This is a genomic window from Mesocryomonas lacus, assembly GCF_055730135.2.
In genome coordinates, this window is the sequence record NZ_JBUZWE020000007.1 from 119,570 (window position 1) to 136,770 (window position 17,201).

15 protein-coding genes are annotated in these 17,201 nt (G+C 68.8%); 5 read left to right on the plus strand and 10 right to left on the minus strand.

Annotated elements, in window-relative coordinates; genetic code table 11:
- Window positions 1–27 precede the first annotated feature (27 nt).
- On the minus strand, window positions 28–1,623 hold the full coding sequence (locus ACZLZY_RS12920; protein ID WP_472934328.1) for a peptide ABC transporter substrate-binding protein: 1,596 nt from the start codon (window positions 1,621–1,623) through the stop codon (window positions 28–30).
- 427 nt (window positions 1,624–2,050) lie between these two features.
- Between ACZLZY_RS12920 and ACZLZY_RS12925 the strand changes: the two genes are divergently transcribed.
- Window positions 2,051–2,746 carry a superoxide dismutase gene (locus tag ACZLZY_RS12925; protein ID WP_472934329.1) on the plus strand — a complete coding sequence of 232 codons (696 nt, stop codon included), beginning with the start codon at window positions 2,051–2,053 and terminating at the stop codon, window positions 2,744–2,746.
- Window positions 2,747–2,792: 46 nt separating this feature from the next.
- Here the strand turns inward: ACZLZY_RS12925 and ACZLZY_RS12930 are convergent, their stop codons facing one another.
- The 9 genes from ACZLZY_RS12930 to ACZLZY_RS12970 form a co-directional block, all read right to left on the minus strand.
- On the minus strand, window positions 2,793–3,362 hold the full coding sequence (locus ACZLZY_RS12930; RefSeq protein ID WP_472934330.1) for an ActR/PrrA/RegA family redox response regulator transcription factor: 570 nt from the start codon (window positions 3,360–3,362) through the stop codon (window positions 2,793–2,795).
- Window positions 3,363–3,500: 138 nt separating this feature from the next.
- Window positions 3,501–4,781 (minus strand): ActS/PrrB/RegB family redox-sensitive histidine kinase, encoded by a 1,281-nt coding sequence (locus tag ACZLZY_RS12935; protein WP_472934458.1) that lies wholly within the window; start codon window positions 4,779–4,781, stop codon window positions 3,501–3,503.
- Between the two features lie 139 nt (window positions 4,782–4,920).
- On the minus strand, window positions 4,921–7,365 hold the full coding sequence (gene hrpB / locus ACZLZY_RS12940; protein ID WP_472934331.1) for an ATP-dependent helicase HrpB: 2,445 nt from the start codon (window positions 7,363–7,365) through the stop codon (window positions 4,921–4,923).
- An 8-nt stretch (window positions 7,366–7,373) separates the two neighbouring features.
- A complete protein-coding gene (locus tag ACZLZY_RS12945; RefSeq protein ID WP_472934332.1) occupies window positions 7,374–8,066 on the minus strand; it encodes an ABC transporter ATP-binding protein in 693 nt (230 codons plus the stop codon).
- Entirely contained in the window at window positions 8,066–9,844 is a 1,779-nt protein-coding gene (locus tag ACZLZY_RS12950) for an ABC transporter permease (protein ID WP_472934333.1), read from the minus strand. Before ACZLZY_RS12950 ends, ACZLZY_RS12945 begins: the two co-directional genes overlap by 1 nt.
- A gap of 40 nt (window positions 9,845–9,884) precedes the next feature.
- Window positions 9,885–10,157 carry a Txe/YoeB family addiction module toxin gene (locus tag ACZLZY_RS12955; protein WP_472934334.1) on the minus strand — a complete coding sequence of 91 codons (273 nt, stop codon included), beginning with the start codon at window positions 10,155–10,157 and terminating at the stop codon, window positions 9,885–9,887.
- The gene (locus ACZLZY_RS12960; RefSeq protein WP_472934335.1) at window positions 10,154–10,408 is read right to left on the minus strand and encodes a type II toxin-antitoxin system Phd/YefM family antitoxin; all 255 of its coding nucleotides are present in this window, start codon (window positions 10,406–10,408) and stop codon (window positions 10,154–10,156) included. Before ACZLZY_RS12960 ends, ACZLZY_RS12955 begins: the two co-directional genes overlap by 4 nt.
- 225 nt (window positions 10,409–10,633) lie before the next feature.
- Window positions 10,634–10,960 (minus strand): hypothetical protein, encoded by a 327-nt coding sequence (locus ACZLZY_RS12965; RefSeq protein ID WP_472934336.1) that lies wholly within the window; start codon window positions 10,958–10,960, stop codon window positions 10,634–10,636.
- 313 nt (window positions 10,961–11,273) lie between these two features.
- Window positions 11,274–12,497, minus strand: a complete 1,224-nt coding sequence (locus ACZLZY_RS12970; RefSeq protein WP_472934459.1) for an ABC transporter substrate-binding protein — start codon at window positions 12,495–12,497, stop codon at window positions 11,274–11,276.
- A gap of 193 nt (window positions 12,498–12,690) precedes the next feature.
- Between ACZLZY_RS12970 and ACZLZY_RS12975 the strand changes: the two genes are divergently transcribed.
- The 4 genes from ACZLZY_RS12975 (at window position 12,691) to ACZLZY_RS12990 (ending at window position 16,864) form a co-directional block, all read left to right on the plus strand.
- Window positions 12,691–13,443 (plus strand): SDR family NAD(P)-dependent oxidoreductase, encoded by a 753-nt coding sequence (locus ACZLZY_RS12975; protein ID WP_472934337.1) that lies wholly within the window; start codon window positions 12,691–12,693, stop codon window positions 13,441–13,443.
- Between the two features lie 127 nt (window positions 13,444–13,570).
- Window positions 13,571–14,404, plus strand: a complete 834-nt coding sequence (gene trpA, locus ACZLZY_RS12980) for a tryptophan synthase subunit alpha (RefSeq protein ID WP_472934338.1) — start codon at window positions 13,571–13,573, stop codon at window positions 14,402–14,404.
- A 96-nt stretch (window positions 14,405–14,500) separates the two neighbouring features.
- Window positions 14,501–15,409: an acetyl-CoA carboxylase, carboxyltransferase subunit beta gene (accD, locus tag ACZLZY_RS12985; RefSeq protein WP_472934339.1), complete on the plus strand. Its 909-nt coding sequence runs from the start codon at window positions 14,501–14,503 to the stop codon at window positions 15,407–15,409.
- A 120-nt stretch (window positions 15,410–15,529) separates the two neighbouring features.
- Complete coding sequence (locus tag ACZLZY_RS12990; protein WP_472934340.1) at window positions 15,530–16,864, plus strand: bifunctional folylpolyglutamate synthase/dihydrofolate synthase; 1,335 nt, start codon at window positions 15,530–15,532, stop codon at window positions 16,862–16,864.
- The last annotated feature ends 337 nt before the right edge of the window (window positions 16,865–17,201 follow it).

A 17,201-nucleotide genomic window follows, 5' to 3' on the forward strand; every position in this document is an offset into this window, starting at 1 on the left:
TCGGTCTGCCGGACAGGTCCGTCTGTCCTACTCCGCCTTGGTCAGCCAGCGCGTGCGGTGCTTGTCGAAGGCGTTGTCCTCGTAGCCGGTGATCTTCGGAGAGACGACGCTGCGCGAGGCGTAGAAGTAGATCGGGATCGCGGCGGACTGGTCGAGGGCGATCTTCTCGGCCTGCTTCATGAGCTTCGCCCGCGCCGCCATGTCGGTGGTGGCGTTGGCCTCGTCGAGCAGCTTGTCGAAGTCGGGGTTCGACCACTTGCCGTAGTTCATCTCGACGCCGGACTTCAGGAGGTTCAGGAAGTTGTCGGCATCGTTGTAGTCGGCGAGCCAGCCGGCGCGGCCGACGTCGAAGGAGCCTTGGCGGAGGTCTGCATAGTGCACCTTCACCTCGGTATTGGTCAGCTCGACATTGACGCCGAGCGGCTTCCACATCGAGGCGATGGCGACCGCCAGGCGCTTGTGGTTCTCGTCGGTGTTGTAGCGCAGCTGCAAGGTCAGCGGCTTGTCGGCGCCGAAGCCGGCTTCGGTCAGCAGCGCCTTCGCCTTCTCCAGCTTCTCGCCATAGGAGAGGTCCGCCCAGTCGACGCGCTGGTCGGCGCCCTCGTAGTTCGCCATGCCCGGCGGCACCCAGCCATAGGCCGGCAGCTCGCCGGTGCCCAGAATCTGCGGGCCGATCACCTCGCGGTTGATCGCCATCGACAGCGCCTGGCGCACGCGGACATCGTTAAAGGGCGGCTTCGAGGAGTTGACGACGTAGTAGTAGAGGCCGGCGAAGGGGGCGACATGCGCCTGGCCCGGCATGCTCTCCTGCAGCCACTGGTACTGGTCGGTCGGGAAGGCGGTGATCACGTCGAACTCGCCGGCGCGGTAGCGGCGGAGCGCGGCGGCCTGGTCCTCCAGCGTGAAGAACTTCACGCCGTCGATCTTCAGGTCCTTGGCGCCGCGCCATTCCGGGTTCTTCGCCGTCAGCACGTGGCTGCCCGGGATCCACTCGACCGGCTTGTACGGGCCGTTGGTGACGATGTTGGCGACCTGGACCCAGGCGTCGCCCTTTTCCTTGATCAGGTGCTCCGGCAGCGGATAGGCGGTGTAATGGGTCAGCGCGCCGAGGAAATAGGGCGTCGGCCGCTCCAGGGTGATCTCCAGCGTCTTGTCGTCGATCGCCTTGACGCCGAGCTGGTCGATGTCGGTGATCTTGCCGGTGTTGATGCCTTCGGCATTCTTGATGGGGTATTGCAGGTAGGCGTATTCGGCCGCGTTCTTCGGGTCCATCAGCCGCTTGAACGAGAACACGAAGTCCGACGCCTTCACCGGCTGGCCATCCGACCACTTGTCGTCGGCGCGAAGCTTGAACGTGTAGGTCAGCTTGTCGTCGGAGAGGGTGTAGCTTTCCGCCTGGCCGAGGATCGGCTCGGCCTTGGCGTCCTCGGTCATCAGGCCTTCGAAGATGTCGCCGGACACGCGGTCTTCCCAGTCGCCCGAGAGCTTCTGCGGATCGAGCGACGTGACGTCGCCGCCATTGTGGAGGTTCAGCTGGTTGGCCTGCGCTGCGCTAAGGCCAAGGACCGTCGCCAGAGCGAAGACACTGGCCGTGCGGGTGAAGGACCTCTGAAAAAGCGTCATCGTCGACCTCTCAGCTGGGCAAACCGGTTGCCGTTGGCGACGGCGGCTGCCGTCTTTGGGCCATCAATCATCCTCTTCTCGCCTTTGTCCAGCCATGGCAGGTCGAACTGACGGTCAGCTTTCTACACGTGTGGTCCCCCGCGCTGGAGCGTAAAACAATTATCAGATCAGGGGCTTAGTGCAGTCTGGAATGCTTCTGATGACGTTGCCCAGCTGTCATGTTCCGTGGCGGACGGGGTCATTTTTCAAAGGCTGACTTAGCAATTCGATCGCGCCCGCCTGCTTCGCTGTCTGTGCCCCGACCGTGCCTGACACCTGCGTGAGCAATGAAACCCCGGCTGGTCCACCGCATTCCGGCAAGGGTGTATGCGCCGAGCGCAGCGCCCTCGACAGGTTGCAATGGGCAGCCTGAACCAGGGAGAACACCATGCCGATCGACCGCAGGACCCTCTTGACGCTCACGGGCGCCGCCGCGGCCGCAAGCCTCGTCACACCGCTTCGCCCGGCCGCCGCGGCGACTGGCGCTGCGAACGCTGCCCTGCAGCAGCCCAAGCTCCCCTATGCCGAAGACGCGCTGGCGCCGACGATTTCCGCCCGCACCGTCGCCCTTCATTACAACAAGCACCACAAGTCCTATTTCGACAAGCTGGCGGAACTTGCCCCCGGCACGCCCTACGCCGACATGACGCTCGAGAAGATGATCACCGAGTCGAAGGCCAAGGGCGACCAGGCGATCTTCGACAATGCCGGCCAGGCCTGGAACCACATCTTCTATTGGAACCAGTTCGAAGGCGGCGCTGCTGCCCCGGAAGGCGCCTTCCTCGAGGCGGTGAACCGCGATTTCGAGAGCGTCGACGGCTTGAAGAAGGCGATGGTCGCGCAGGCCGGCAAGGTGTTCGGCACTGGCTGGGTCTGGCTGGTCTCCGATGGCGGCAAGCTCGAGATCCTCGGCCTGCAGGATGCCGGCAACCCGATCGCCGAGGGCAAGACGCCGCTGGCCGGCATCGACGTCTGGGAACACGCCTATTATCTCGACTACGAGAACCGCCGCCCGGCCCACGTCCAGGCGGTCCTCGACAAGCTCGTCAACTGGAAGTTCGTCGGCGACCAGATGAAGGCCTGAGCCTTTCCGCCAGCACTGGCCAGTTGGATCTGGCCAGTGCCTGAGGTCAGCGCGGCGCGCGCTTGGCAAGTATCCGCTGAAGCGTGCGCCGGTGCATCGACAGGCGCCGCGCCGTCTCCGAGACGTTGCGCTCGCAGAGTTCATACACCCGCTGAATATGCTCCCAGCGCACGCGGTCCGCAGACATCGGGTTCGCCGGTGGTTCGGCGCGGTCGCCCGGCAGGCGCATCAGTGCGGCGATGACCTCGTCGGCATCCGCGGGCTTGGCGAGATAGTCGATCGCACCAAGCTTCACCGCCGTCACGGCCGTCGCGATGTTGCCGTAACCGGTGAGCACCACGACGCGGGCGTCGGCACGCAGCTTCTGCAGGGCCTCGATGACGTCGAGCCCGTTGCCGTCGCCCAGCCGCATGTCGACGACGGCGAAGGCCGGCGCGGCCGCGGTGATCTCGGCGATCCCCTGGGCTACGCTGTCGGCGGTGCGTACGCTGAAGCCGTGCTGTTCGAGCGCGCGGCTCATCCGCTGCAGGAACGGCCGGTCGTCGTCGACGACCAGCAGCGAGTGATCGCCACCGGGAAAATGAACCTGGGCGAGCCCGCCAATTTCTTCGTCCATGGGCATTCCCGTTCTCCCTCTACCGGACCATCGGCGCCCGGCCTGCGATGAATTTTCAGCGATATCGAACTGTGGCAGATCAAGGGCAAGTGGCGCGGCAGGCCTGTGGCGGCAAGGCTTGTGACGTCACCGTGACCCTCAGTCCCGCGGCCTGCGCTGTCTCTCGGTGAAGGTCGCGATCGGCCAGACGATTTCGACCGAGGCGCCGCGGGCATCCCGGCGGTTGCCGAAAGTGATGCTCGCACCCGAGCGCTCCAGCAGCGTCTTGGCGATGAACAGGCCGAGGCCGAGCCCGCCGCCGGCCTTGCGATCGCTGCGTTCGCGGTGCGACATGTAGGGATCGCCGATCCGCGCCAGCGTCTCCGACGAGAAGCCCGGCCCGTCGTCGAGCACCAGCAGCCGGACGTTTCTCTCCGACCAGGCGACGTGGATGGTCACCTCGGTCTCGGCGAAGTCGACGGCGTTCTCGACGATGTTGCCGAGCCCGTAGACGACGCCGGCATTGCGGTGCATCACCGGCTCGCTGTCGCCCTGGTCGCCTGCCGCGACGTGGATGGCGACGCCGAAATCACGGTGCGGCTCCGACACTTCCTCGACCAGCGAGAGCAGCGGCAGCCGCGCCATGTGCTCTTCCGACGACAGCGTCGTCAGCTGCCGCAGGATGGCGCGGCAGCGGTCGGACTGCGCGATCAGGAGGTCGACGTCCTCGCGCTGCGGATCGCCGGCACGCGTCAGCCGGCCCATCTCCTTGGCGACGAGGCTGATCGTCGCGAGCGGCGAGCCGAGCTCGTGCGCGGCGGCGGCGGCCAGGCCGTCGAGCGCCGAGAGATGCTGCTCGCGCTGCAGCACCAGCTCGGTCGCCGCGAGCGCCTCGGACAGCGAGCGCGCCTCGGCCGCGACGCGGTAGACGTAGAGGCCGGAAAAAATCAGCGTAGAGACGATCGCGAACCAGAGGCCGCCGACATAGGAGGGCGGCAGCGTCAGCTCGGCGCCGTGCGGCCAAGGCACCGGCAGGTGCGAGAAGGCGAGCACCGTCGCCGCCAAGATCGACAGGATGGCAAGGCCCACCGTCGTCAGCGGCGGCTGCGTCGCCGATGCCATCACCACCGGCACGATGAGGAAGACCGAGAACGGGTTCTGGATGCCGCCGGTGATGTAGAGGAGCCCGGTCGGCTGCAGCACGTCGAAGGTAAGGATCGCCACCGCCGCCCAGGGCGACAGCCGCCGGCTGAGCGGATAGCGCAGCGTCAACACGATGTTCAACGCGGCCGACAGCCCGATCAGGATGAAGCACAGCTCGACCGGGAAGGGATACCACAGCCCCCAGGCGACGAAGGCGCAAGCGGCGGTCTGACCGGCGACCGACAGCCAGCGCAGCTTGGTCAGCGTCGCCAGCCGAAGGCGCTGGCTTTCGTGCATGCCCGTCACGTAGCGCGGCAGGCCGATGGTGAAGCTCGATCGGGCGGTATCTTCCAGCATGCCCCAGCCATACTCCCGCCGCTGCCCGGCGACCAGACCCGGCGCGCGGCAAGCCGCCCTGCGGGCGCTGGCCACGCTCTTAAGTGCCGCGTGGCTTCGCCCTGGCGGTCGGCGGCGCCTCGGCCGGGTTCTCCGGCCAGGAATGGCGGGGATAGCGGCCGCGCAGGTCGGCCCGGACGTCGCGCCAGGAGCCAGCCCAGAAACCGGGCAAGTCGCGCGTGATCTGGATCGGCCGGTGCGCCGGCGACAGGAGTTCCAGCGTCAGGGGCAACCGCCCGTCGGCGATCGCGGGGTGCGTCGTCAGGCCGAAAAGCTCCTGCACCCGCACCGCCAGCACCGGCCCTTCCTCCTCGTAGCGGATCGGCAGATGCGAGCCGGTCGGCGCGTCGAAGTGGGAGGGCGCCAGCGCGTCGATCCGCCGCTGCAGATCGTATGGCACGCGTGCCTTCAGCGCCTCGGCGAGCACCCCGGGTGGGATCGCCGACAGCTTCGTCACCCCCGGCAGGAAGGGCATCAGCCAGTTCTCCAGCGTCGCCAGCAGTCCGGCTTCGGCCATGTCCGGCCAAGGCGGGCCGATGGCAGCGGCGAGAAAGCGCAGGCGCCGCAGCAGGCGTTCACCCTCGGTCCCGAAAGGCAGGCAGGCAAGCCCACGCTCGCGAATGCCGCCGGTGAGCGCCGCCGTGGCGGCCGCCCCGTCCGGCACCGGCACCTGCGCCTCCGACAGCGTCGCGCGGCCGAGCCGCCTGAGGCGCTTCGCCCGAACCTGGCCGCTCGGGGCATCGAAGACGACGCTGATCTCGTCGGTGATCCGCCCGGCGAACAGCGTCTCCAGTGTTTCACGTGAAACGCCGGCGGCCGAGAAGATCCGCCCGGCCTTCGCTTGCCCCTGAAGTTCGGCCACCACCAGCAGCGGCGCCGCCGCAAGGCCAGACGCGCCGTCGACCATGCCGCCGCGCCCATTGGCGAGGACGAAGCTGCCCCGTGCCCCGCGCGCCACCGCCACCCTGTCGGGAAAGGCCAGCGCCAGGAGGCCGCCCGCGTCGAGGGCGTCGGCGCTGTCGTCATCCCCCGCCGGTCCGGACTGGTCGAGGATGCGGCGCACCAGCTGCATCGCCGTTCGGCCGCGCGGGCCGCGGTCGGCGCGAAAACGCCGCAGCCGCTCGGTGATGTCCACCTCGGTGCCGCCGAGGCCGCGCTCGGTGAGGAGCACGGCGATCTCCGCCGCCAGCCGACGCGCCGGCCCGGCGCCGACCACCATGCGCGCCAGCCGCGGCGGCAGCGGCAGGATGCGCATCGCGGCACCATCCGCGGTCAGCCGGCCGTCACCATCCAGCGCCCCGAGGTCCTGCAGCAGGAGCTTCGCCTCGGTCAGCGCCGGGATCGGCGGCGGATCGAGGAAGGCAAGCGTCCGCAGGTCGGCGACCCCCCAGGCGGCGGCGTCGAGGACGAGGCCGGAAAGGTCCGAGGACAGGATTTCCGGCCGGTCGAACGGCTCCAGCGCCTGCTCCTCGCGCCACAGCCGGATCGCCGTGCCCGGCCCGGTGCGGCCGGCGCGGCCAGCGCGCTGGTCGGCGGAAGCCTTCGACACCCGCACCGTCTCCAGCAGCGACAGCCCGGTCGCCGGCTCGAACCGCGGCTGGCGGCGCAAGCCTGAATCGATGACGACGCCGATCCCGTCGATGGTGAGCGAGGTCTCGGCGATCGAGGTGGCCAGCACGATCTTGCGCGACCCCGCCGGCGCCGGCCGCACGGCGATGTCTTGCGCGGCGCCCTCCATCGCCCCGAACAGCGGCGCGACGGCGAGCGTCGGCGAGGCCAGCGGCGCGAGGCGCTCGGCGACGCGCTCGATCTCGCGCTGGCCCGGCAGGAAGACGAGGAGGCTGCCGGTCTCCTCCACCAGCGCCGCCCGCACCGCCTCGGCCACAACGTCCTCGATCGGCTGCGCCGCCGGGCGGTCGCGGTGGCGGACGGTGACGGGAAAGGCGCGCCCGAGGCTCTCGATCACCGGCGCCGCGCCGAGAAGGCTTGCGACGCGCGCGCCGTCGAGCGTCGCCGACATCACGAGGAGGCGCAGGTCGTCGCGCAGCGCGCCTTGCACGTCGAGCGCCAGCGCCAGCGCGAAGTCGCCGTCGAGCGAACGCTCGTGGAACTCGTCGAAGACGACGAGGCCGACCCCATCGAGATCGGGCGAGCCAAGGATCATGCGGGTGAAGACGCCCTCGGTCACCACCTCGATGCGGGTGCGGGCGGAGACTTTGGTGTCCATCCGCATCCGCCAGCCGACGGTGCCACCGACTTCCTCGCCAAGGAGCTCGGCCATGCGCCGCGCCGCCGCCCGCGCCGCCAGCCGCCGCGGCTCGATCAGCACGATTTTGCGCCCCGCGAGAAAGCCGGCGCCGAGGAGCTCGAGCGGCACCAGCGTCGTCTTGCCGGCGCCCGGCGGGGCGACCAGCACCGCGTTGCGCCCGCCCTGAAGCGCCTGGCCGAGCTGCGGCAGGACGTCGGCGACCGGCAGGTGGGGCATCGCGGGCTTCATCGTGCCGCCCCTGTGACCGGCGTGTTGGAGCGCGAGGCCGAAGATTCACCGGTGATCTCTCCGGTGCCGAGGTCGAACACGGCGCCTCCTGCGGCCTCGGTGTCGGCGCGGTCGTGGGTGACGAGGATGGCGGGAATGCCGGTCTCGCGGATCATCGCGAAGACGAGGCCGCGCACGCTCTGCCGGAGCGCCGTGTCGAGCCGCGAGAACGCCTCGTCGAGGAGCAGGGCTTTCGGGGCGGCGAGCAGCGTGCGGCCGAGCGCCACCCGGGCCGCCTCGCCGCCGGAGAGCGTCGCGGGATCGCGGTCGAAGGCGCCGGCAAGGCCGATCCTCGCCAGCATGGCCTCGGCCTCCGCCCGCCGGCGGGCGCGTCCCTTGACCGCGGGGCTGAGGCCGAAGACGAGGTTCTCGCCGACGGAGAAATGCGGAAACAGCAGCGCATCCTGGAAGAGGAGGCCGATGCCGCGCGCTTCCGGGGCCAGGGCGGTGATGTCGCAGCCGCCGAGGAGCACTCGGCCCGACCCGGTGAAGGCCGGGTCGAGGAAGCCGCCGACGAAGGCGAGGAGGCTCGACTTACCGGCGCCCGACGGGCCCATGACGCTAAAAATCTCGCCGGGCGCGATGCTGCGGTCGAGCGTCAGCAAGCGGCGGCCCTCTAGGGCGATCGTGAGGGCGTCGAGGACGAGCATCACGCCCTCATGCCGCGCCTCTGGCGGTGAAGCAAGGCCGGCAGGAGCGTTGCGGCGGCCAGCACCAAGCAAGGCAGCGCCGTCTGCAGCAGCGCGTAGACGCCGATCAGCCGCCGGTTGCCGCCGCTCGCCAGCGCCACGGCCTCGGTGGTGATGGTCGGCAGCCGTCCGGCGCCGATCAGCAGCGTCGGCAGGTATTGACCGACCGAGACGGCGAAGCCGATGGCGAAGGCGGTGGCGAGCGGCGCTAGCAGCAGCGGCAGCCGGATCCGGACGAGGACATTCCAGCGCGGGCGGCCGAGCGATGCCGCCATCCGCTCGTAGCGCGGGTCCAGCGCCTCGAAAGGTGCCGCCAGCGCCAGCGCCACATAGGGCACGACGAAGACGAGGTGGACGCCGACGAGGAGCGGCAGGCTGGGCGAGAGGCCGGCCACGAGCACCAGCCATTGCAGGCCGAAGACGAAGGCGACCTGCGGCACGATCAGCGGCAGATAGAGCAACCCGGCGACCGTCGGCGTCAGGAGCGCCGGCGCCTTTCGCGGAAGCGCGCCCGGCGTCTCGCCTGTCGCGTCGCCCGGCGCCCGGGGGCGGGCGCGGTTCCGGCGTCGCGCTTCGAGCAGACCGACGACGAGGACGAGCGCCAGGCCTGCCGACGCTCCCGCGACGAGCGCACTGGTGCCGAGCGGACCGGCCGCGCCGGCGAGCGCCGAGGTCCAGGCGCGCGCGGTAAGCGTCGTCGGGAGGATAGATGGAAAGCCCCAGGGACCGGCGAAGGACCAGAGCGCCAGCGCCGCGAGGCCGAACAGAGTTAGCCCGCCCGCCAGCAGCACCGGCGCGATCGACACGCGTCTGAGCCCACCATCAGCCTGTCCCCGCCACCCCCTGGCGGCCATTCTTCGGCAGAGGCGGGCGCCGGCCAGCTCAAGGCCGAGCCAGAGCCCGAGCACCGCGAGCGTCACCGCGCATTGCAACAGCGTGCCGGCCGAGGCCATGAAGCGCAGCGACAGGTCGGGATCGCCGATCCAGTCAACCAGCCGCACCGCGAGCGGCGCCGGCGTCGAGGGCCCGAGGATCACCGCCACATCCACCACCGAGGAAGCGTAGGCCGCGACCGCCAGCACCGGCAGGCGGATCTGGCGGTAGACCGCCGGCCAGACCGCCAGCGTGAAGCCCGCCATCCGGCCATAGCCGAGCGCGCGCGCCAGCCGCAGCCGGCGTTCCGGATCGGCCTGCGGCAAGGCGGCAAAGATGACGAGGAGCAGGAAGGGCAGTTCCTTGACGACGAGGCCCGCCATCATGGCGAGGCCCAGCGGATCGCCGGGCACCGGCAGGTCCGGCGGTGCATTGAGGCCAAGCGGGCCGGCGGCGAGGCGGACGAGCAGGCCGGACGGCGCGATCAGCAGCGCGACGCCGAGGGCGGCCGCCGCATGCGGCACCGCCATCAGCGGCCCCATCGCCTGCCGCGCCCGGCGGAAGGCCGGCGTGCCGGCAAACCCCGCGACGAAGAGCAGCGCCGCGCCGACCGAGATCAAGGTGGTGAGGAGGCCGCTGGCGAGGCTGAGGCCGGCGGAGGTCCAGAGACCAGGCACGGCGAGGAGGTCGCGGAAAGGCTGCAGCGACAGCATGGTGCCGCCGAGCGCCGGCAAATAGCCGAAGGCCGGCAGCACGGCACCAGCAAGGCCCACCAGCACGGGCAGCGCGAGAATGGCCGCCAGCAGCGGAGGGGCCGAACCCCCAAGCCGCCAGCGGTCGGGCCTTGCGGGCTGGCCGACGCTCACCACGGTGACCTCCGGGGAAGCACTGCCCAGGATGCGGACGTCAGCGGGTGTCGTGAAAGCGGCATGTGGCGATCTCCAGGCTCTGGCTGTCGCCCGTGCCACTGACCCGGTAGACCAGCCGGTGCTCCTGGGTGATCCGGCGTGACCACCAGCCCTTGAGGTCCCCCATCAGCGGCTCCGGCTTGCCGATGCCCTTGCACGGCATGCGCAGGCTCTGCTCGATCAGTTCGTTGACCCGGGCAAGCTCGGCACCGCCTTTGGCCACCCACACCTGATAGTCGGCCCGGGCGTCAGGGGAAAAGACGAGCTTCACTCCCGGGCGAGATCGGCGACCTCGCCTTGCCCGGCATCCAGCGCGGCGATGGAGCGGCGCAGGCGCTCGGCATTGGCGGGGGAGCTGAGGAGGTGCAGCGTTTCACGCATGCCCTCCCATTCCGAGAGAGCCATGATCACCATCGGCTCGCGGTTCTGCCGCGTCACCACGAGCTCGGTGCGGTCGGCTTCGATCCGATCGAAATGCGCGGCCATGTTGGCGCCAAGCTCCGTGAGACTGACCGGCCGCATGCATCTCCTCCTGATCTGTACGTCATTAAGTACAGATCACGCGTCGTTTCCTCAAGTCGGTGGCATCCAGATGGATGTCCCTGTTCGGCGGCCGCTCCGATCGCGCCGGCTGCCCGGATCAGACGGTCTCGCCCACATCCATCTCAGCGGAAATCTTCGTCATTCGGTAGCAAAAGCCACTAAAATGTCCTGCGCCAGAAGCTTCCTCAAATGCACTCCAGGGGACTACCGGGAGCCTACGTCTCGCCGCCGCCACCACTGCCACGCGGCTTTCCCCGTAAGGGCCAGCGGAACGGCGACGAACGAGAACATGCCGCCAAAGACCGCGGCCCAGACCCAGCGGAACCTCAGTTCGATGAACTCGGGCGAGCCGTTGTCGTCGAAGAACGGATCGGCCGAGATCGCGAGGAAGCCCGCGACGTAGCAGGCGCCCAAGGTCATCAGCAGGAGAAACGGAGTACCCGCGAACGCACGGGCACTCCCCTTGCGGACGAGAGTCGCGACGAGCGCAAGCACGCCACCAAGTGAAAAGAGCGTCAGCAGCACGAACATCGGGGCTGCGTTCCATGTGTTCGCCAAGGAAGGAGCCACTTTCCCGGATCGAGCTCCGGAAGCGCGGCGGGACGGGCACCGGAAATGGACAATCGGGAAATGAGCGCAAAGTTCGGACCAGGGCTCACGACCACCGCTGCATCGATCCTCCGGGCTATTGCCATCGTTCTCTCACGGAACGCTTCCCGGCTTTCCAACCACAGCTTTACTTCATCCATGACCGCGCTCCCTTTCGACGTCGTCCCAGAAGTCCGACAGCAATCGCTCGAAACTCAGAAATAGCCCGCCTTCCGTCATGCCCCTGGCCGGAGCGCTACACCCCGTACCGCTTCAGCCATTCCGCCGCGATCCGCACCGTCCAGCTTGGGTGCGGCTCGGGGAGCACCGGGCCGAGCGCTTCGGGGGGGAGCGTCGCGACGCCGCGGTCGATGGCGGCGAAGGCGGCGCGGTTTTCCGGCGGGAGCTTGTCCATGGCCAGCACCGTCGGGTCGCCCCAGATCGCAGGGTCCTCCTTGCGGGCCTGCGCTTCTGGCGAGAGGAGGAAGTTCGCCACCACCTTGGCGCCAGCCTTGGCGTCCGAGTTGAAGGGGATGGCGACGAAATGCGTGTTGCCGAGCGTGCCCTTGGCAAAGGTGAAGGAGCGGACTGTGTCCGGCAGTTCGCCGGTGGCGATCGCGCCAGACGCCTCGGCCGGGTTGAAGGCGAAGATCACGCCGAGTTCGCCATCGGCCAGCATCTGCTTCATCGCAGGGTAGTTTTCCGGAAACGCCTTGCCTTGCCGCCAGAGGACCGGCGTCAGCGCGTCGAGATAGGCCCAGAGCGGGGCCGTCACCTCGGCAAAGCGCGCCTCGTCGACGGGCTTCTGCAGCACGGCGGGATCGGCCACGGTTTCCGAGAGCACCTGCTTCAGGAAGGTCGACCCGATGAAGTCCGGCGGGGCGGGGTAGGCGAAGCGTCCGGGATTGGCTTTTGCCCAGGCGAGGAGCTCGGCGGCGGACTTCGGCATCGCCTCGACCGGGCCGGTGCGGGCGGTGTCGGCGAAGAAGACGAGCTTGGCCATGCCCCAGGGCGATTCCTGACCCTTCGTCGGCAAGGTGAAGTCGGTGGTGACGGTCGGCTTGTTCTCTGTGTCGACATAGCGCCAGTTCGGCAGGCCCGTCGCAAAGCCTTCCGAGAGGAGGCCCTGGCCTTGCAGGGCAGCGAAGTTCTCGCCGTTGATCCAGATCAGGTCGACCGAGCCGCCCGTCGCCTTGCCCGCCGCCTTTTCGGCGACGATCTTGGCGACGCCGTTGGCGGTATCGTCGAGCTTCACCTGCGTCAGCGTCACGCCGAACTCGGCTTTCAGCCGCTCGCCGGCCCAGGCGAGATAGGTGTTGATCGGCTCCGACCCGCCCCAGGCGTTGAAATAGACTGTCTCGCCCCGGGCGTCGTTCAGCACCTTGTCCCAGCCCGGCGCCTCCTCGGCCCGCACCGGCACCAGCGAGAGGCTAGTCGCGAGGACGAGTGCAGTGCAAAAAGGCCATAGCCGGCGGGGCATTTGCATGATCTGTCTTCCTGCGACTGTTTCGCGCCATTCCGGCCGCGACATTGCCGCCGTGACGTCCTAGATGAACGGACAGGCTAGATGAACGAACAGGCCCGGCGAAAGCAATCGTCGCCGGCGTCCGCGCCGGACGATGTGAACGGACATGCGCGGTGACAGCGGCCCCGGGGCCGCGGACGAGGATCTGATGAGCGACGCCACCGACACCCGCAAGACCATCGTCCTCACCGGCGCCTCGCGCGGCATTGGCCATGCCACGGTGAAGCGCTTCTCGCGCGAGGGATGGCGGGTGATCACCTGCTCGCGCCAGCCCTTCGCCGAGGATTGCCCCTGGCCCGCCGGCGCCGAGGACCACATCCAGGTCGACCTGTCCGATCCCGAGGACATCGGCTTTGCCATTTCCGAAATCCGCCGCCGTCTCGAGGCCAACGGCTCCAGCCTCTCGGCGCTGGTCAACAACGCCGCGATCTCGCCAAAGGGCGACAGCGGCTCGCGGCTGGATTCCATCCAGACGCCGATGCACATGTGGCGCGACGTCTTCCAGGTGAACTTCTTCGCGCCGATCATGCTGGCGCGCGGCCTGTTCAAGGAGCTGTCGAAGGCGCAAGGCTCGATCGTCTCGGTCACGTCGATCGCCGGCGGCCGCGTCCATCCCTTCGCTGGCACCGCCTATGCGACGTCGAAGGCGGCGCTGGCCTCGCTGACCCGCGAGATGGCCGCCGACTTCGGCCCGGCCGGCATCCGCGTCAACGCCATCGCCCCCGGCGAGATCGACACCGCCATCCTCTCGCCCGGCACCGAGAAGATGATCGAGAACATCCCGCTCCGCCGCCTCGGCCAGACGTCCGAGGTCGCCGACATCATCTACTTCCTCTGCTCCAACCAGGCGAGCTACGTCACCGGCTCGGAAATCCACATCAACGGCGGCCAGCACGTCTGAGGGCGATGGCGCTGTTGGGCGCTGGACCGATGTGTCTTGAAGGTGAGCGCGGAACGCGCCAGGCTTTGACGGAGCCCGTGCGAAAATGCCAATAGACCTGCCTGCCGCTCCCGACCGAAAGCCCGTCATGACCCAACGCATCGCCGACCGGTTCCAATCCCTCGCCGCCGAAGGCCGTCCGGCGCTGGTGACCTTCCTGATGGCGGGTGACCCGGATGGCGAGACGGCGTTCGAGATCATGCAGGGGCTGCCGGCCGCCGGCGCCGACCTGATCGAGCTCGGCATGCCCTTCTCCGATCCGATGGCCGACGGGCCGGCGATCCAGAAGGCCGGGCTTCGCGCGCTGCAGGGCGGCGAGACGCTGCGCAAGACGCTGGCGACCGTCGCCCGCTTTAGGCAAGGCGACCAGGCGACGCCGGTCATCCTGATGGGCTATTTCAACCCGATCTACATCTACGGCGTCGAGGCCTTCGTCGACGCTGCCCTCAAGGCCGGCGTCGACGGCCTCATCGTCGTCGACCTGCCGCCGGAGATGGACGACGAGCTTTGCCTGCCGGCGCTCGCCAAGGGCCTCGCCTTCGTGCGCCTCGCCACCCCCACCACCGACGACAAGCGCCTGCCGGCGGTGCTGAAGAACACGTCGGGCTTCGTCTACTACGTCTCGATCAACGGCATCACCGGTGCCGCCGCGCCCGATGCGGGCAAGGTCGGCGCCGCCGTGGCGCGGATCAAGCGCCATACCGACCTGCCGGTCTGCGTCGGCTTCGGCATCCGCACGCCCGAGCAGGCGCACGCGATCGGCCACAGCGCGGACGGTGCGGTGGTCGGCTCTGCGCTAGTCGCCGCGCTCGAGAATTCGCTGGAGAACGGGCTCGCGACGCCCGCGACCAAGGAGGCGGTGCTGCAGCTGGTGCGGGCGCTTGCCGGGGGCGTTCGTAGCCCAAGCCTTGCCGAGGCCTGAATTTAAGGCCATGTGAGGCCGACGACTTGTCGGATCGCCGCAGCAAGAGCCTCTGCGTGGTGGTCGCGACCTTGCCCATCCGAACGGGATAAGACCTTGAACTGGATCACCAACTACGTCCGCCCGAAGATCACCAGCCTTCTGACCCGCTCGGAAGTGCCGGAAAACCTCTGGATCAAGTGTCCCGAGACCGGCGAGATGGTCTTCCACAAGGACCTCGAGGCCAACCAGTGGGTTATCCCCGCCTCCGGCCACCACATGCGCATTTCCGCGAAAGAGCGGCTGAAATCCTTCTTCGACGGCGGCGCCTTCGAGGCGATCGACTTGAAGAAGGTCGCGGTCGACCCGCTGAAGTTCCGCGACGAGCGGCGCTATACCGACCGGCTGAAGGACAGCCGCACGAAGACCGGCCTCGAGGATTCCATCCTCGTCGCCACCGGCGCGATCGAGACGCTGCCGATCGTCGTTGCGGTCCAGGATTTCGCCTTCATGGGCGGCTCGCTCGGTCTTGCCGCCGGCGAGGCGATCGTCACCGCCGCCGAGACCGCGGTCGCCCAGCACCGGCCGCTGGTGCTGTTCGCAGCCTCGGGCGGCGCGCGCATGCAGGAGGGCATCCTGTCCCTGATGCAGCTGCCGCGCACCACGGTCGCGGTCGAGATGGTGAAGGAGGCAGGGCTTCCCTACATCGTCGTCCTCACCAACCCGACCACCGGCGGCGTCACCGCCTCCTATGCCATGCTCGGCGACGTCCACATCGCCGAGCCCGGCGCACTGATTGGCTTTGCCGGACAGCGGGTGATCGAGCAGACCATCCGCGAGAAGCTGCCGGAAGGGTTCCAGCGCGCGGAGTATCTGATGGACCACGGCATGGTCGACATGGTCGTGCACCGGCACGAGCTGAAGAAGACCATCGCGACGCTCCTGAAGGTGCTGACCAAGGCCCCCGCCGCGCAGGATGTGCCTGTCGACACGGCGCCGAGCGAAATGAACGTCGAAGCCGCCTGACCGGTGCAGGCGGAGAGGCCGCCTGACCGGATCAGGCGGAGACGCAACAGCCGACGGCCCATCCGCCAGACGGCGGCCGTCGCCGCCGCTCACCCTCCGCGCCGGAACAAGCAGGCGACCATGACCTTCGAAAACCTCGCCAATGCCGAGATCGAACGCCTGATGCTGAAGCATCCGAAAGGCTTCGACCTCGCGCTGGAGCGCATTCGCCGCCTCTTGTCGGCGCTGGGCGACCCGCAGCAGCGGATGCCGAAGACGATCCACGTCGCCGGCACCAACGGCAAGGGTTCGGTCGTCGCCTTCTCGCGCGCTATCCTCGAGGCGTCAAACCTCGCCGTCCACGCCCACACCTCGCCGCATCTCGTGAACTGGCACGAGCGCTATCGTCTCGGCGTCGCCGGCGGCCGCGGGCGGCTGGTCGAAGACGCCGTGCTCGCCGACGCCATCGCGCGGGTGGCGAAGGCGAACGACGACCAGCCGATCACCGTCTTCGAGATCCTCACCGCCGTCACCTTCCTGCTCTTTGCCGAGCATCCTGCGGATGCCGTGCTGCTCGAGGTCGGCCTCGGCGGACGGTTCGATGCGACCAACGTCATCGACAGCCCGGTCGCCACCGTCATCAGCTCGATCTCGCTCGACCACCAGGCGTTTCTCGGCGACCGCGTCGAGCTGATCGCCGCCGAGAAGGCCGGCATCATCAAGCGCGGCGTCCCGGTGATCATCGGCCAGCAGAGCGAGGCGGTGGCGGTCGACGTCATCAAGTCGGTCGCCGCGCGCGCCGGTGCGCCGGTCTGGCTCTACGGCGAGGATTTCTTCGCCTTCGAAGAGCATGGAAGGCTGGTCTACCAGGACGAGCGGGGCCTTCTCGACCTGCCGATGCCGCGCCTCTCCGGCCGGCACCAGCTGTCGAACGCGGCGACCGCCATCGCCGCCGTGCGCCGCGCCGGCTTCGACCCGAGCGAACAGGCGATCGAGAAGGGCATCCTGTCGGCCGAATGGCCCGGCAGGCTGCAGCGCATCACCACCGGGCCGCTCGCCGAGGCGGCGTTTCCGGGCACCGAGATCTGGCTCGACGGCGGGCATAATCCGGGCGCCGGCCTCGTCATCGCCGAGGCCATCGCCGACATGGAGGACAAGACGCAGCGGCCGCTCTTCCTGATTGTCGGCATGATCAATACCAAGGACCCGCTCGGCTTCTTCGCGGCCTTCTCCGGCATGGCCCGGCACGTCTTCACCGTGCCCGTCGCCCATTCCGACGCCGCGATCGACCCCGACACGCTGGCCGACGCCGCCATCGAGGCCGGCCTCGACGCCGAACCCTGCAACAGCGTCGAGGAAGCGATCCGCCTCGTCTGCACCGGCTGGTCCAGCGCCCCCGCGCCGCGGTTTCTGATCTGCGGCTCGCTGTATCTGGTGGGGGAAGTGCTGGCGCTGAGCGGGCTCGCGCCGACGTAAGAGGCGCGAGTGGCTGCGTCAGACGTCAAGCGTGAGGCGCTGCATCAGCTACGGTCGCGCGGGCTTGACGCGTGCTGTTACGGGCGGAAACCTCGCAGGTTCGTCATCCTCGGGGCGCGAGCCCCGGGGACCCATGCCGACGCGCTTTAAGAACGCGATTCGTTCGACATTCCCAACCTGAACCGCCCTGCGGCAACACCGCGGAAGGCATGGGTCCCCGGCCTGCGGCCGAGGATGACGACCTTCGAGGGCAGCGCCTGCAAACCATACCAGCGTGCTGTGGCAAACGGGCACGCACCATCTGCGCAACAAAAAACCCGGGCTCATCACCCGGGTT